Below are 16,307 nucleotides of genomic sequence, written 5' to 3' on the forward strand. Positions count from 1 at the left end.
AGGGTGTAGGTTAACGGTTCTAACCTTTTACAGCTCCGATGGTCAATCCTTTCACGAAGAAACGCTGAACGAACGGATACAGAAATAGAATCGGACCGGTCACAACAATTGCCATCGCCATTTTAGTAGACTCAGTAGGGACTTCCGTTGCAAGTGTCACCCCAGTTCCAGCACCCATCTGTGCAATAAATTGTGCTGAATTGATAACATTGTACAGATAGAACTGTAGTTGGTATTTATGAGTATCATTAATGAACAGAGAAGATGTGAACCAGTCATTCCAGTAATACAAAGCAAGGAACAAGCCGACTGTAGCGATTCCCGGCATGGAGAGCTTGAGCACGATCTGCCAGTAGATTCTGAAATCACCGGCCCCGTCAATTTTTCCGGAATCGAACAGCTCCTCGGGGACTGCTGATTTAATGAAGTTTTTCATTAGAATGATCAAGAATGGCGTCATCAGACCAGGTAGCACCAATACGGCATAGGAGTCCAGCAAACCGAGGTACTTGGTGATCATGATGTACCAAGGAACAAGTCCTCCACCAAACAAGGTCGTAAAGTAGATATAAAAGGAAACGGTATTACGATATTTAAAATCCTTCCGGGCCAGCACATAACCTGCCATAGTCATGAAGAAGAGTCCTAGTATCGTTCCAATTACAGTAGTGGTAGCTGTAACGGCATATGCACGCAACACCTCATCCGGAAAGATAAATACCGTCTTGTAGCCTTCAAGTGAGAACTGTGCCGGAATCAGATGATAGCCATCGCGGATAATGGATTCATTACTGGTTAATGATGCAGAAATAATTAGAAGAAAGGGCAGCAAGCAAGCAACCGACAATCCAATGATGACCAAATAGGCGATTGCATGAAGCAACTTAGTATATTTATCCTTATAAATTCGCATTTCTTGTCCTCCTAGAACAGGGCATAGTCGTCGTTAATTTTGCGGATAATATAGTTGACCGTCATAATGAGGACAAAGCCGAATAAGGATTGATAGACCCCAGCTGCTGTCGCCATGCCCACATCAAACGTTACTTTGAGCGAACGATAGACGTAAGTATCGAGAATATCCGTCGCATTGTAGAGTAGCCCGTTATTACCTATTAGTTGATAGAACAGGTCGAACTGTCCCTTCATAATACTGCCAAGTGCGAATAGCAGAAGAACTACAAAGGTCGATTTCAACATCGGCACCGTAATATACCAGATCCGCTGAAAAATATTAGCTCCATCAATTGTAGCCGCTTCATAATATTCGTCACTGATGCCAGTAATCGCCGCTAGATAGATAACCATGCTGTAGCCAAGATTCTTCCATAGATAGAAAACGATAATCAGAAAGATCCAAGCCCAAGGTTTACTGTAGACATCGACCGGATCGAGCCCGAACTGTGTAAGCATCGTATTCAAGAAACCGCTGTCATAATTAAATAGGTTGTAGACAATCACGCTGAGAATTACAAAGGATACGAAGTACGGTAGAAACATCACCGATTGACTGATTTTTTTAAACCACTTCCCACTCAATTCACTTAGCAGAATCGCGCAAACAATCGCCAGTACATTCCCAAGTACAATAAAAGCGATGTTATAACCGATCGTGTTCATCGTCAGCTTCACTAGCGTACCGGATCTCCAGAGAAACTCGAAATTCTGCAACCCGACAAACTTGGAATTGAACATGCTGCTGTTGAAGTCGAATTGTGTGAACGCATAATAGATGCCTACCATTGGAAAATAGGAATTCACCAGAAAAAATATCAAGGTGGGCAGCAGCATCAGAAACATTACCCGATTGTGCACCAGCTCATACAGAAATCCTTTCTTCTTTCTTCTCGTTCGTAAGCGTGCTCTACCATCAGCCTGGATGCCAAGTTCGACGGTTGAGATACCTTTGGATGAGGTTTGGCTCAAGATCTCTCACTCCCCTTTAATATTGAAACTGCATAATTCCACTATAGGGAGATTCTCCTGAACATAGAAGTGAAGCTTACAAGCCTTATTGCACAAACTTGCAAAACAAGGATTGGACAATTGTGATATTTATGTAAAATCACTCAAGGGCCTTCGATAGACTTCAAAGCTTGTCTATTTCCGATTAACACTTATAATTCTTGTAGAAAATGCTGTTATGTACACAAATATTTAGTTTGTTCACTCCCTGCAGATAGAAAAATGCAACATTCTAAGGTTGCTTCACTGTTCTGTTCACTCTTGGCGATTTATAATAAAAGAAGTTCATATGATGATCAGGGGGGACGGTATGAAGAATAATGGTCTACGAAGAAAAAGACTACTGTACGGCAAGCTGCTCACCACCATAACCCTTTGCATATCGTTAACCCTTCTTGTCTCTACTTTTGTCTACTATACATACTATATCGGGGTCGAGAAGACACAGACCTTCCGTTCGGATCTAAGAGATCTGACTCAGACTGGCAAGAAGGTAGTCAATATGGCCGAAGTGGCACAAACGCTTTCATTTCAACTATATCGAACTAGCACTATTTCCCACCTGTTGTTCTATAACAAGCCCTCCGTTTATGAGGTTACGGCTGCGATGTCAGATCTCCACAACTATCTGAATTCTATGCCGTACATTGAATCCATCTATGTATATAATCCGAATAATGACACGGTATATATCTCGGCTGCGCAAGGGCAGAACGGTGTGTACACCACAGGAGAATTAGAGGACACTGAAATCATTCAAATGTTGAATCATTATCAGGATTACAAAACATTTACTCCCATCCCGCGTACCTACTCCATCGGTGAACCCAAATCAGAGGCTATCTCTGTATATACTTATCTCTGTTATGATGCGATCAATTGGGACCGCTCCATCAATTCTGCTGTTATTGTTAATATTTCAGCGGCTTGGATAAATAAGGAGTTAGGTAATAGTAATACTTCCGATAGTGGTAAGACTTACCTTCTAGATGACCAAGATCGGTTTCTATCGGGGAACAAGCTGACATTGGAGAAGCTCTCGGAGGATGAAAGCAGTTGGATAGAGCATAAAGTTAAATCCCGCTCCGCAGGTTATTTCACAGCTCCTTTTAAAGGCCAGAAATCGCTAGTGTCCTATACTTCACCAGATTCTCTTGGTTGGCAGTATGTTCGCATTACTCCATATAATGTGATCACAGAACAGACCAACCAAATCCGTAATACAACACTACTGATTTCTTTGATTATTTTAATATTCGGACTTATCATTTCTAGAATGCTGTCCAAACGCCTCTATCTTCCTATTGATTCCATTGTAAGCCGAATGAATAGCCTTGAAGCTGACAAGCGCAACAGCATGTTTACGATTAGACAGAATTCATTACGTAATCTTGTTCTCGGTATAAAAGCCCCCCACAGCAGCCAGCCTAGTGATTTCGAGCAACTAAGTATTGCTTTCAACTTAAACGAAGGTTATCGGCTTGTATTGCTGCGTATTGATGAATACAATACCCTGCGACAAGAGCGAGGTGCTTATCTACTTGCATACAAGTTCGCGATCATGAATATTGCTTCGGAAATTTGCGGTCAGACTTATCAAGTTGAAAGCGTAGATATGAACGATGACAGCGTAGTTATGTTACTTAGCAGTATGACGTCCGCTGAATCTCTCGATACAGAATTGATCGAAGTACTGCTGCGACAAATCCGTGTGGCTTGCTGCGATTATCTGAAAATAGGATTATCGCTAGTGTACAGTCCCATTAGTGATAATCCAGATCGATTGAACCGCCTATATAACCAGGCCAAAGAAGCTTCTAAACATAGACTTTTTTATGGGCATGGCTGCCTAATCAACGCGGAGAAGATTAACGAATTGCAGAATAACCTATACTCTTACCCTGCGGATAACGAGAAAAAGCTGGTCGATGCCCTCACCAGTGGTAGAACAGACGAAGCCCGTAGCCATTTCTCTGACATCGTGCGCGAATTGGACCAATACCCCTACCATGTACTAGAACTAACGCTATCCAGGGTGACGCTATCGATTAAGAGAATCATCGATAATATCAAAAAGCTCAGCTCTACATCTGTGGAAGATATCCTCAAGATACCTTCACTTGAGAATTACGAGACGATGAAGGAGCTTGAAGAAGCTTTTTACCAACTCTTCGATGATATTCAGGAATTACAGGCCGATAAACGTAGCTCTAAGCAAAGTGATCTGATCCGTCAAATTAACCAAAAAATCAATCAATCTTACACGGACCCCAGCCTGGGCCTGAACCAGATTGCTGATGAGCTTAACCTGTCACCTATATATGTCAGCCGTCTTTATAAGCAGCAAACAATGACAGCTATTGTGGATGTCATCATGGATGTACGAATGCAGGAAGTATGTCGCCTCTTGAAAGAGAGCGATCTGTCCGTATCGGATATTGCTGAAATGGCCGGTTTCACGAGCAGTTCTTATCTCCATCGGATGTTCAAACGCAACTTCAGCATCACGCCGATGGAATACAGGCGTTCTAATACTCGTTCATAAAACTGAAGGCTGAGTGAGAATGCGAACGGAGTACAGATCAATAACACTACTAAACTACTCTATCAAAAAAGGCAGGCTACTGTATTAGCGGTGGCTTGCCTTTTTAATGTAGGTTCATGTGTATCGACTTCCAGAGCGATTACTGTAACAACTTCAGCTTCTCTGAATATGCTGATTGGGCAGGTTCCCAATTTTTAAAGGTATGAAAAGGAGAAGCTCAAGGAGGAGATACAGAAGCATGTCAGATCATTATCATAGACCATTCAAAGGTGACGCTATCCTAAACAAACAAGGAAGAATAAGCAGTCCTGTCAGAAAAAGAGAGTGTGCTGCACTATTAAAAATAGTCACAGAGCTTGCTACAGTGGTACCTCCCGCACTTACGAATCCCACTACACTTCATATTTCCAATCTTCAAAGAGTGTTAAGAGAGCTCATGGAATTCTTGCATGAGGCTAGGATATGCAGCCCTTTTAGAACGGAGCTTCTTTCTGTAGTAGAAATAACCATTGTATCTACTGAGGTCAGTCCCTTCTCCGTCGTGAGCGTGGGTACTAATCTTCAACAGCTGTTAGCCGAGTTATTATCTTTTATCCTCGCCACGAAAATAGACTCTCATTGCAAAGATCAGTTGGTAATTCAAATCAGACATATTCAAGCTTCTATTTCACAAGCGCTCGGCTTACCTATTAAGGGTGCGACGGGGCCACAAGGTCCTCAGGGACCCCAAGGAACTCAAGGGCCTCAAGGACCTCAAGGACCTCAGGGTCCTCAAGGAGCCACTGGTGCTGGGCTGCAAGGTATTGTAGTCTTTAATCCGGCACAAAGCCCATTGTATCCAGCGGGTCAAGTAGTAACCTTTAATGGCAGCACTTATATAGCTACTGTTACCGGACCCAAAGGAACACCAGGTAGTTCATCAGATTATTTACTAATTGCTGGTGGAGCAACAGGTGCGACTGGTCCGCAAGGACCTCAAGGGGCGCAGGGTCCTCAGGGTCCTCAAGGAGAATATGGTGTTGGCGGGACAGGCGCGACGGGTGCGACTGGGGCGCAAGGTATACAGGGACCTCCAGGTCCTGGAGCAGGGGCAACTGGAGCGACAGGCGCGACAGGTACTGCGGGGCTGGCTGGCGCAACGGGCGCGACAGGTACTGCGGGGCTGGCTGGCGCAACGGGCGCGACAGGTACTGCTGGAATTGCTGGCGCGACGGGTGCGACAGGTACTGCCGGACTTGCTGGACCGACGGGCGCTACAGGTACTGCCGGACTTGCTGGACCGACAGGCGCTACAGGTACAGCTGGAATTGCTGGACCGACAGGCGCTACAGGTACTGCCGGGCTGGCTGGCGCGACGGGTGCGACAGGTACTGCTGGAATTGCTGGGCCGACGGGTGCGACAGGTACTGCCGGGCTTGCTGGTCCGACTGGTGCGACGGGGGTTACGGGTACTGCCGGACTTGCTGGACCGACGGGGGCTACGGGTACTGCCGGGCTTGCTGGACCGACGGGGGCTACGGGTACTGCCGGGCTTGCTGGTCCGACGGGGGCTACGGGTACTGCCGGGCTTGCTGGTCCGACTGGTGCGACGGGGGTTACCGGAGTTACAGGAGTTACTGGGGCAACCGGTGATGGCGCAATCATTCCACTGGCATCTGGTGGACCAATTATTATGACCACGGTTTTAGGTGGTTTGGTGGGAACAACAAGCCTTATAGGCTTCGGAAGTTCAGCCACAGGCATTTCTCTTGTTGGTGGAAATATAGATTTGACAGGTACTGTTCTTGGACCTCTTATCAACTTTGCAATGTCCGTTCCTCGTTCAGGAGTGATAACATCTATTGCTGCATACTTCAGTAATACCATTGCTTTATCGCTTCTTGGTACTACGATAAATGTAACAGCGCAATTGTACCAATCGGCCACACCAAATAACACATTTACTCCTATTCCAGGTGCAATAGTACCACTTCCATCTATCACTGGTACTATTAATTTAGGAACTTTTGTCAGCGGAATTACGAATGGTATCAATTTTGCTGTAACACCGCAGACACGTCTTCTTATGGTATTCTCAGCCACTGCTACAGGTCTTACCCTTGTAAATACAGTCACTGGTTATGCAAGTGCAGGCTTTACTATTGTATAATCACTAACACAAACAAAAGCATCTGCCCTCCCCACTAAAGGAGTAACAGATGCTTTTGTTATAATATTCGATTAAAATTTCTTAATCTTTCGATCCGGAGAGACGATATTGAGCAAACTTAGCTATCCCTGGCAATCCACTCACAACAAATACTCTTTCAGCTTACCGATAACCTCATCGATCTCCGCTTTAGTCGTATACCGTCCCACACTAAAACGAACCGCTCCCTGCCCAATACTTGCTGAGACATTCATTGCCTTTAGAACAGGTGAAATCAATGTTTCTCCAGAATGACAAGCTGAGCCTGTTGAGGCAGCCACATCTTCCAGCGAAGCAATCACTTCGTGACCCACCGCTCCAAGAAAACTAACGTTAAGCGTGTTGGGCAATCGCTTATGCCTATGACCATTCAGGTGAATTCTGTCGCCAAATGCCTTCTGCAATCTATCGTAGAAATAATCCGCTACTTCTTTCACACGCTCTCTGGATGCAGAGTCCGAAGCAAGCTCACAGGCTTTTCCTAATCCAATAATATAAGGGGTGTTTTCCGTTCCGGCGCGTCTCCCCTGCTCATGCCCTGCTCCGTGAATTAATGGCTCGATGTGAATGCCCTCTCGGATGTACAATGCTCCAATCCCTTTTGGCGCATATAATTTATGGCCTGCCAGCGTTAGAAAATCCACCCCTAACTCAGCCACATCAAGCTCTACTTTTCCAGCGGACTGCGAAGCATCGGTATGTACAAGGACACCCCGTTCATGGCAGACCTCAGCTATTTCTTTGATCGGCTGAATCGTGCCCGTTTCGTTATTAGAGTGCATAATGGAGACTAGTATAGTTTGGTCTGTAAGCTGATTTTTCACATCATCTACCTGCACCGTTCCATACGCGTCAACAGGTACATAAGTAATCGTGTAGCCCAACTGCTCCAGATACTGACACGGTTTAATTACCGCAGGATGCTCCACAGCAGACACAATAATGTGATTGCCTTTATGTCGATACGTTTGGGCGACGCCCTTGATAACGGTATTATTCGACTCGCTGCCCCCGCTTGTAAAAAGCACCTCACCCGGCGTACAATTCAGGAAATTAGCCACCTGTGTTCTTGCTCGCTCGATTCCGACTTTAGCTTTTTGTCCCAAAGAATGACTGCTTGAAGGATTGCCAAAATGACCATAAAGATAAGGAATCATAACCTCTGCTACTTCCTTATCTACAGGTGTTGTAGCGTTATAGTCTAAATAGATCATTTGTTAAGCCGAGCCTCCTCTAAACCCCTCATACTTTACGATACATAAAGCTTATACCTTCTGATTACTTAAAAAAGAGATTACCGCAGCCTCAGCTTCATCCAAATTGTTCACCTTAAAGGTAACTCTCTCAATGCCTTCATACTGAGTAGACGTATAATCGTATTTAGGATCATAGTAGTATTCTAACAGCAGCGCAACAGCCTCTCCGAACATATCAGCTTGCAAGCAACGCTCGATTTCCGCCGCAATGGGGATATGAATTCGTGATTTGATACTTCGAAATGCTGAAATGCACTGTTCTTTATATTCTTCTGGTCGATAATCCTCAAGGATTTGCTGCACTCTGGCTTGTAGTGGCATCTCAATCCAAATTTGTGTTCCAATCTCTTTCTGCTCGGCCATGAATGGGGGCATTACGACCTTCCCAATCTTTTTGCTCTCCGCTTCAAACAGTACATAAGGAGCATCCCCAAGCTTAATTAATTCCTCCATAAGAAGACTATCGAACGTTTTTTGATTGTTTGCATGAAGTCCGATCTCGCCAAAGATAGAACCGCGGTGACCTGCCATTCCTTCCAAATCCAAAACAGGATAGCTCTGTGCCTTCAGGCGGTGCAGCAGGTTTGTTTTACCTGTACCCGTATTTCCATGAATGACATAAGGCTTCGCCTTGAATTCATAGGACTCCAGTTCATCGAGTACCCATTTACGGTAAGCTTTATAGCCGCCAATCAATCGGTAAGCGTGAATATCCATTAAAGAAAGTACGGTCGCAGTTGTACGGCTGCGCATACCTCCCCTCCAGCAGAATACAGCCTTGTCCCCTTGAATCGCAGCAAATTCTTTGACAAAGGAAGGTAGCTTCGCAGCAGCAATCTCCAAACCGCGTTCTTTCGCAGCCTGCACACTTGTCTGTTTATACAACGTACCTACTTCAGCCCGTTCCTCATCATCAAAAAAGGGAATATTCAAGCTATCCGGCAGCGTTGCATCTTTATATTCAGAAGGAGATCGAACGTCGATAACGGTGATCTGCTTCTTATTCTTTAACACTCTTAGTTCTTCCAATGTAATATCCTGAAACAATGCGCTCTCTCCTCTGGTGGCTAACTTCTTAGGTCGCCTCTAAGCTGAACTCCAGCGTTATTGCGCAGCTATAACTGCAATCAGACCCGGATGCTCTTCCGTTACCTCTCCGATCAATGCTGCTTCTACACCTGCATCTACTAACTCTTTTAGCAAATCCTCACTTTGTTCAGGAGCAACAGAGATCAGCAATCCACCGGAAGTCACAGCATCACACAGAATATAGCGGCTTAATTGGTCCATCTCTTCCGGATAAAGAATACTGCCCTCCAAATGAGCAAAGTTATTCTTAGTGCCGCCTGGAACAAAGCCCTGCTCCGCGAGCTCTCTTACTCTTGGCAGCATCGGTACATTGCCTTGACGAATAATCAGTCCGTGATTGCTCCCTTTTGCCATTTCCGAGGCATGTCCAAGCAACCCGAATCCGGTAACATCTGTACAAGCATGTACATCATAGGGCTCCATGATTTCAGCCGCTTTTTTATTCAATGTAGACATGACTGTCGTAAGGCGTGTAGTTTCTTCTGGGGATAGCTGATCCTTTTTAATAGAAGTCGTTAAGATGCCCACACCGATAGGTTTAGTCAAAATCAGCTTGTCTCCTGCCTGCGCACCTGCATTCGTTCTTACTTTGTCCGGATGCACAAGGCCCGTAACGGCCAATCCAAATTTAGGCTCTTTATCGTCGATGGAATGTCCGCCCACAAGCGTTGCTCCTGCTTCCTGCACTTTATCTGCTGCACCGCGCAAAATGTCACCGAGAATGCTTTTGTCCAAAACAGAAATAGGGAAGGCCACAATATTAAGCACTGTAAGCGGCTTGCCGCCCATAGCATAAATATCACTTAACGCATTAGCTGCTGCAATTTGCCCAAAGGAATAAGGGTCGTCCACGATCGGCGTGAAAAAATCAACAGTTTGCACTAACGCTAGATCATCACTTAATCGATATACCCCAGCGTCATCACTGGTATCCAGACCTACAAGTAGATCCGGATTAGGAACGGTTGGTGGTAGACTGCGAATAACCTGCATGAGATCGGCGGGACCGATTTTGCAGCCGCAGCCTCCTTTTGAAGATAATGAGGTCAATTTTATGGTTTCGGCTTGAGACATCATGACTCAGCTCCTTTAGATAGTTAATATCGAATATCTTTAATCTTACATCAGTAGACAGCATTGTACAAAAAACAGACATACAGAAGAACGCCCCGTAGCCAGTACATACTCCCCGGCTATGGGACGCCTCTCATTTCTCACTTACCACTAAGATCAACTAATCTGCTGAGTTTCCTGCTGTTTCTCCAAAAACCGCTGAAGTATAGCATTAAATTTCTCCGGCTGACACAGATTACTAGGATCTAATGCGTTAGGGATGATCACTAACTGAGCATGTGGCAGCTGAGACACCATATCCTTCATACAATTAACTCCAAATTCACTAAAGTCACCTACAATACATAAGGCGGGACGCTTAAAAGACTTTAAGCATCTAGTGTAATCCACATGGCTCGTAGCCAGCCTTTGCCGATACAATTCCCGTGGACGTTTATCGAGAAGTCCTCTTCTAATCTCGTTATAAGCCAGATTCCAGCGTTCCCGGTACATCATACGAATCGAAGGCAGTACAAGCTCACTTGGAGCGTAATACATTAACCAGCTACAATAAGCAGCCATAAGCTGGATTTTACCAATTATCGTTGACGCCTGACTTCTACAAAAGCTATCCGCGACAACAATCGCTTTTACTCGCTCTGGGTATTGTTTCGCAATATGCTGAACGACGAGCCCCCCATAGGCACTCCCAACAAAAACAGCCTCACGAATACCCAAATCATTCAATAGCATAATTATATCTAGACATTGGGTTTCAATAATCTCGTTTGGGGCCTGCAGTAATTCACCTGATTTGCCATTCCCCCGTAAATCACACAGAATCACTTTATATTTATCAGAAAAATACTCCAATTGTGGCTTGAACATACTATGTGTTAATCCATGTCCATGGATAAACACAACCGGAGCCCCTGTTCCATTGATTTCGTAATAGAGCGAAGTTCCATTCAGTTTAGCAATAGGCAAAGTTAACACCTCTTTCATAGATAGGTTCTACAACTATATCTGCTTTTTAACGCAGCAAAAAACCACAGAGGGATTCTCTGTGGCTATTCATCATCAAATACGCCATTCATCCTCTCTCCATACGCTTACGAGGTTAGCTGTCGGATTCGGGCAGTGAGAGTTGCCCTACCTGCATGGATGCATTTCTGCACCTGGAACAGGATTCACCCCATAACTAGTACCGATTGTTACACTGGTTCCCAGTTGTTGGTTCCCCCGCTTTCCTTAACGGAAATTAAGCGGACTTCTTATGTAATTGTCAGTTATGTGATGAATCATACTCCGTGTAAGGTTTCTTGTAAAGTTGAGCCGTGGGCAAAATAATGTTGAAAGCCATGCTTTTCATTTCATATTGAGCATACACTTCGTTTTCTCTTTCTTTTGCTCTTGTTTACTCAATATATCTAAAAAAAGCCGAGCGGCCATCAGAGATCAATCCCTGAACCACTCGGCTTCGTTATACAATCATATGGCTACAACAGATCGGCGTTTTTCAATGCATGCTCCCAGCTCGGAAAAAAGAACAGCGCACTTCTCATAAGATCAGGATCGCTTTGCTTCACTTGTTTTTTGCTGATCGAGCTTCCATCGGTTTGAAGCTTTTTGATACGACTTAACACTTCATCAGCCTCCAAAGGAATTTCCATTGAAGCACTCCTTTCTCAGTGACCTGGTTTCCAATCATTTTCTCCATAATATGCAAATTTATTCTTCATTTCGGTTTATACGAATTAAACCAGCTGATAGACCGGTTGTTCAGCAATAAAATAAGTAGGAATCATTGGGTATTTCTGTGCCAGAACTTCAGCTAAATATTTCATTCCTGGAGCTTCACTTTCCGCATGACCTAACATAATCAGCGCTTTTGATCTGCCTTGGTGGACAGCATCCCTCACATATTCTGGAGTTTCCCATTCGGGGCCCTCGCCAGCAATAATTAAATCAAGATTATGCTGATTAAAAAGAGGAATAGCCATCGTCCCACCTCCTCTGTAACCTACTAATATCCCCACTTGTCTGCATGTCTGGGATAGGTCTCCGGCAGCACGTACATAGGAGATGCCTAGCTTTCTTTTTATATACAGAGCCGCTTCACTTACCGTCATAGCTGGAATCGATAGGATCGTAGCAGTGGATTGCTGCTCAACCACATAGGCTGACCATTCAAGCTCTCGTAGCAAGCCCACCATGATCCCATCCGGTTGATGCCGATGCCAATAATCATGATAACGAAAAATAGCCAGTTCAGAACGCTCAATCAAACTCCGTTTCGCGCGAGACACAGGGTCAGCCTCTAACCACTTGCTCGTCTCATGATGACTGTAAAACACACCTTCATGTGTGATCAACAAATTGGCGTTCATAGCAACCGCTCGTTCCACAACATATTGCGTAGCGCAAAATGCCGTAACCATACCTGTAATCACCATTTCCGGATTCCCCGGCTTAAGAGTATCCACAGTCCCATCTATCTGTTCCATGGCTCCTATTAAATCTTCCAGAATCGTTCTAATTGTCACGCTCACTTTAATCCGCCCTTTGAGATCTATTCTACCTACTAATCTATCAACGTATAAATAACCCGCCCTTAACGATATAAGGACGGGTTCACAGTTCATTATTTGAGCAGCTTGCCCACTCTATGATTTCGTAGCAGAGGTGATAATTCGATGGAAAGCTGGCTTCGGCTTATGCGCTTCATCGAATAGGAACGGCCAGTTCTTCCGCCCACGAACAGGGAAATCATCCAGCCAGGTATAGTCATCCGCTGCTCCCCAGAACGTGACCGAACTAATCACGTCCCGGTATTCTCTCAGCAGTGCGAACATCGCTTCATATCGATCTGCTTGAAGCTCGAGCAGCTCAGCAGGTACTGCCTTTAAGTCCATTCGTTTGTCATCGAAACGGAACATGGATACATCCAGCTCTGTCAGTTGGAGCTGAAGTCCTAAGGATGCATATTTTTCGATCGCTGTACGAATATCATCCAGACTAGGATCGTATAAATTCCAGTGTGCCTGCAATCCGACGCCATGGATCGGCACGCCTTGTTCCAATAGCGACTTCACCAGTTTATAGATTTTGTCACGCTTTAATGGATGGGATTCGTTATAGTCATTGTAGAACAACAAAGCCTTTGGATCGGCTTCATGCGCGAATTCAAACGCTTTGGCGATAAAGTCCGGGCCAACAATGTCGAGCCACTTCGACTGGCGAAGAAGTTCTTCTCCCTCATCAGCGATTACCTCGTTTACAACATCCCAAGCATAAATTTCTTCCTTATAACGTCCTACAACGGTCTGAATATGTGATTTAACTCGTGCAAGCAGAATCTCTTTGCTTACAGGTCCTCCGCCCTTATCCTCAAACAGCCAGTCCGTTGTCTGGTTGTGCCAAATCAAGGTATGTCCGCGCATCGCCATATGATGTTCCCTGGCGAAGGCAACCAGCTGGTCTGCTGCCCTAAAGTTATAAGTGTCCTCAAGTGGATGCAGACTTTCAAATTTCATCTCGTTCTCAGCGGTAATACTGTTGAAATGATAAGCAAGCAAATGCTCCTGTGATTGGATAGTTAATGGGTTGACGGCTGCGCCAATCTTGAAATCCTCTGCGAACACTGTCTTTAGTGCAGGCTCTGTAAAATCACTAGCTTGTCTCAACAAGTTCCCTCCTAACAAACGCTATTCATTATGACCGATAATCGAACCAATCAAAGTGGGCAGGTACCTCAGCTACTTTACCATGACCTGTCGCATATAAACCGATAAGAACACCTGTAAATCCATTTCCTTTTACGGCCTGTGGGGATAATGGGTATGCTGCCGCTGTAGATAGCTTATTCCATTCCTGCCCATCCAAGGAGAACAATAAGGTGTATTCGGTAAGCTCCGCCTGTATTTTCAGATAAATTCGCTCAGCTGTAATTGGTACTTCTGCTTCTACACGGGTTATTCCATCAATAGTTAATTGTGCTGCAATGACTCTGTGGCCATCTTTTTGCACCAAGCCAACCTCATAATGTGCATGCTCATCCAATCTAGCACAAAGTCCAGCCTCTTCACCGTCCACGGTAGGGTTAAAATCCAGTAATGTACTCCATTCTGCTGAAGTATGCTGCTGTCTTCTTCCTATAAAGGCCACCTGTCCTATATCACTGAGACCCTTAGATTGACCCCGAAGAGATAACCATCCCGGGCGTTCATTTAGAGACCAGCTTGCCTCAGCGGGATTACGAAGAAAGGTCATTGCGAACGGTAATACATCGTCTTCAAAGTCATACCTTCCGCTTAGCGCAGGCTTTGGTGATTGACCCGGTACACGCGGAACCTTCATATCCACTCCTACGATATCTTCGTTATTATCAATCATCGGCCATCCGTCTTCATTCCACGTTACAGGGGCAAGAAAGGTCTCTCTTCCTAGCATTGTATACTTGGAATCTACTAGACGTACTCCAAGGAATACGGCCCACCAATCCCCGTTACGATCTTCGATCAGATCAGCATGTCCTAGATACTGAATGGGACTATCAGTCCCGCGATGGGTCAATATCGGTTGCTCTAATCTTTCAAAAGGACCGTAAGGGGAGGAAGAACGACCGATAATTTCTCGGTGTTCCTTTGCCGTGCCGCCTGAAGCAGACATGATATAATACATTCCGTTAATTTTGTACAAATGTGGTCCTTCCGTCCAAGGTCCACCATCCCCAGTCCAGATGACAACAGGTTCTGTTAATGCTGCTCCTGTAGCAATATCAATCTCATATTGAATGGCGTGGGAATCATAGTCTGCCCCCTGCTGGGTAGTTACATATACCTTTCCATCCTCATCAAACATTAGAGAAGGGTCAATGCCTCCATAAGGAATAATGATTGGATCTGACCACGGACCCGCTGGGTCCGTAGCCGTAACATAAAAATTTCCCTTCCCGTGTATTTCGGTCGTTATCATGTAAAACGTTCCTTCATGATTCCGGATGGTTGGAGCAAATATACCTCCAGAGCTTTTGCTCTTACGTGTATCTAGCTGACTTACACGATCTAATACATGACCAATTTGTGTCCAGTGAATCAAGTCCTGGCTGTGAAAGATAGGCACCCCAGGAAAATATTCAAAGGAGCTACACACCAAGTAGAAATCATCCCCTGCTCGAGTGATGCTAGGATCTGGATAAAAACCTGGAAGTATTGGGTTCGTGTATGTGATTGGAGATGGAGTCATAATTCAACAAACAACCTTCCTATTATTTAATAGTGGGTGCAAGCTACTTATTCCTTCACGCTTCCTACGTTCATTCCAACTACAAAGTACTTTTGCATGAATGGATAGACTAGCAGAATCGGAACCGAAGCAACGATAGTAACGGCTGCACGAATGGACTTTGGAGTTACCATTGACCCCGCTGACTCCGCAGTTACCCCTGCCCCGTTAGCTACACTTGCGCTACTGTTCGCATTCATACTAGATTGTATTAGTTTCATTAATTCATACTGCAATGTACTCAAGTGCTGGCGGGAAGAGGTGTAGATAAAAGCATCAAACCATGAGTTCCATGCACCTACCGCGACAAAAAGGGCAATGGTAGCAAGAACAGGTTTACATAAAGGGAAGACTACTTTCATGAAAATCTTAAATTCCCCGGCACCGTCGATTCTCGCGGATTCCATAAGACTTTCATGTATGCTACCAATATAAGTACGGATGACGATCATATTAAATGCACTTATCATAGTCGGTATTACATATACCCAAAATGTATTAAGCAAATGAAGATCCTTAATTAGGAAATAGTTTGGAATCAGACCCGCATTAAAATACATGGTTAGGACGAAAACAAAGGTAATCTGCTTGCGGAAAACATATTCTTTCCGGCTTAAAGTATAAGCAAGCATTGTGGTTAAAAATAGATTCAGGATCGTAGATATCACTGTTCGTGCTACCGAGATCCAAAAAGCAGGAATAATTGTACCAGAGGCAAAAACAGCTTTGTAGTTCTGTATAGTCCACTCCCTAGGCAATAGATAAATGCCGCCGCGGATGGTATCATTCCCCTCATTTAAGGAAACTGCTATAGTATTCAAGAATGGATACAAGGTAACAATGACTAGACATATCATAAAGATAGTATTGAAGGTACCGAACACTACTGGTTCGATCCCTATAATTCTCATACGTTTTCTACTAT

The 16,307-nt window shown here is 44.6% G+C and carries 13 protein-coding genes and 1 riboswitch; of the genes, 2 read left to right on the plus strand and 11 right to left on the minus strand.

Annotated features, from left to right (window positions below):
* Positions 1-19: 19 nt before the first annotated feature.
* Together NST34_RS27375 and NST34_RS27380 are read right to left on the minus strand one after the other, a co-directional pair.
* A complete protein-coding gene (locus NST34_RS27375) occupies positions 20-913 on the minus strand; it encodes a carbohydrate ABC transporter permease (protein ID WP_076285287.1) in 894 nt (297 codons plus the stop codon).
* Between the two features lie 11 nt (positions 914-924).
* Positions 925-1,800 (minus strand): ABC transporter permease, encoded by an 876-nt coding sequence (locus NST34_RS27380; protein WP_256721700.1) that lies wholly within the window; start codon positions 1,798-1,800, stop codon positions 925-927.
* A gap of 475 nt (positions 1,801-2,275) precedes the next feature.
* Here NST34_RS27380 and NST34_RS27385 point away from each other — a divergent pair, with 475 nt between their 5' ends.
* Together NST34_RS27385 and NST34_RS27390 are read left to right on the plus strand one after the other, a co-directional pair.
* Positions 2,276-4,510 (plus strand): AraC family transcriptional regulator, encoded by a 2,235-nt coding sequence (locus NST34_RS27385; RefSeq protein WP_341129154.1) that lies wholly within the window; start codon positions 2,276-2,278, stop codon positions 4,508-4,510.
* Between the two features lie 238 nt (positions 4,511-4,748).
* Positions 4,749-6,659: an exosporium glycoprotein BclB-related protein gene (locus tag NST34_RS27390; protein ID WP_341129155.1), complete on the plus strand. Its 1,911-nt coding sequence runs from the start codon at positions 4,749-4,751 to the stop codon at positions 6,657-6,659.
* 140 nt (positions 6,660-6,799) lie between these two features.
* On the opposite strand, the gene NST34_RS27395 is transcribed toward NST34_RS27390, so the two are convergent.
* From NST34_RS27395 to NST34_RS27435, 9 genes are all read right to left on the minus strand, one after another.
* Positions 6,800-7,912 (minus strand): cysteine desulfurase family protein, encoded by a 1,113-nt coding sequence (locus NST34_RS27395; protein ID WP_076285290.1) that lies wholly within the window; start codon positions 7,910-7,912, stop codon positions 6,800-6,802.
* A 51-nt stretch (positions 7,913-7,963) separates the two neighbouring features.
* Entirely contained in the window at positions 7,964-9,001 is a 1,038-nt protein-coding gene (mnmH, locus tag NST34_RS27400) for a tRNA 2-selenouridine(34) synthase MnmH (protein ID WP_076285291.1), read from the minus strand.
* Positions 9,002-9,058: 57 nt separating this feature from the next.
* Positions 9,059-10,117 (minus strand): selenide, water dikinase SelD, encoded by a 1,059-nt coding sequence (gene selD / locus NST34_RS27405; protein ID WP_076285292.1) that lies wholly within the window; start codon positions 10,115-10,117, stop codon positions 9,059-9,061.
* A gap of 156 nt (positions 10,118-10,273) precedes the next feature.
* The gene (locus NST34_RS27410) at positions 10,274-11,083 is read right to left on the minus strand and encodes an alpha/beta fold hydrolase (RefSeq protein WP_042191701.1); all 810 of its coding nucleotides are present in this window, start codon (positions 11,081-11,083) and stop codon (positions 10,274-10,276) included.
* Positions 11,084-11,189: 106 nt separating this feature from the next.
* Positions 11,190-11,374: riboswitch (cyclic di-AMP (ydaO/yuaA leader) on the minus strand.
* Positions 11,375-11,595: 221 nt separating this feature from the next.
* Positions 11,596-11,769, minus strand: coding sequence for a hypothetical protein (locus tag NST34_RS27415; RefSeq protein ID WP_170880375.1), 174 nt, complete (start codon positions 11,767-11,769; stop codon positions 11,596-11,598).
* A gap of 84 nt (positions 11,770-11,853) precedes the next feature.
* Entirely contained in the window at positions 11,854-12,648 is a 795-nt protein-coding gene (locus NST34_RS27420) for a Nif3-like dinuclear metal center hexameric protein (protein ID WP_076300403.1), read from the minus strand.
* A gap of 114 nt (positions 12,649-12,762) precedes the next feature.
* Complete coding sequence (locus NST34_RS27425; RefSeq protein ID WP_341129156.1) at positions 12,763-13,782, minus strand: endo-1,4-beta-xylanase; 1,020 nt, start codon at positions 13,780-13,782, stop codon at positions 12,763-12,765.
* Between the two features lie 28 nt (positions 13,783-13,810).
* The gene (locus NST34_RS27430; protein WP_341129157.1) at positions 13,811-15,343 is read right to left on the minus strand and encodes a glycoside hydrolase family 43 protein; all 1,533 of its coding nucleotides are present in this window, start codon (positions 15,341-15,343) and stop codon (positions 13,811-13,813) included.
* A 47-nt stretch (positions 15,344-15,390) separates the two neighbouring features.
* Positions 15,391-16,293, minus strand: a complete 903-nt coding sequence (locus NST34_RS27435) for a carbohydrate ABC transporter permease (protein ID WP_143759544.1) — start codon at positions 16,291-16,293, stop codon at positions 15,391-15,393.
* Positions 16,294-16,307 lie beyond the last annotated feature (14 nt).

It is taken from the genome of Paenibacillus sp. FSL H7-0714 (assembly GCF_038003765.1).
Classification (GTDB): domain Bacteria; phylum Bacillota; class Bacilli; order Paenibacillales; family Paenibacillaceae; genus Paenibacillus_AQ.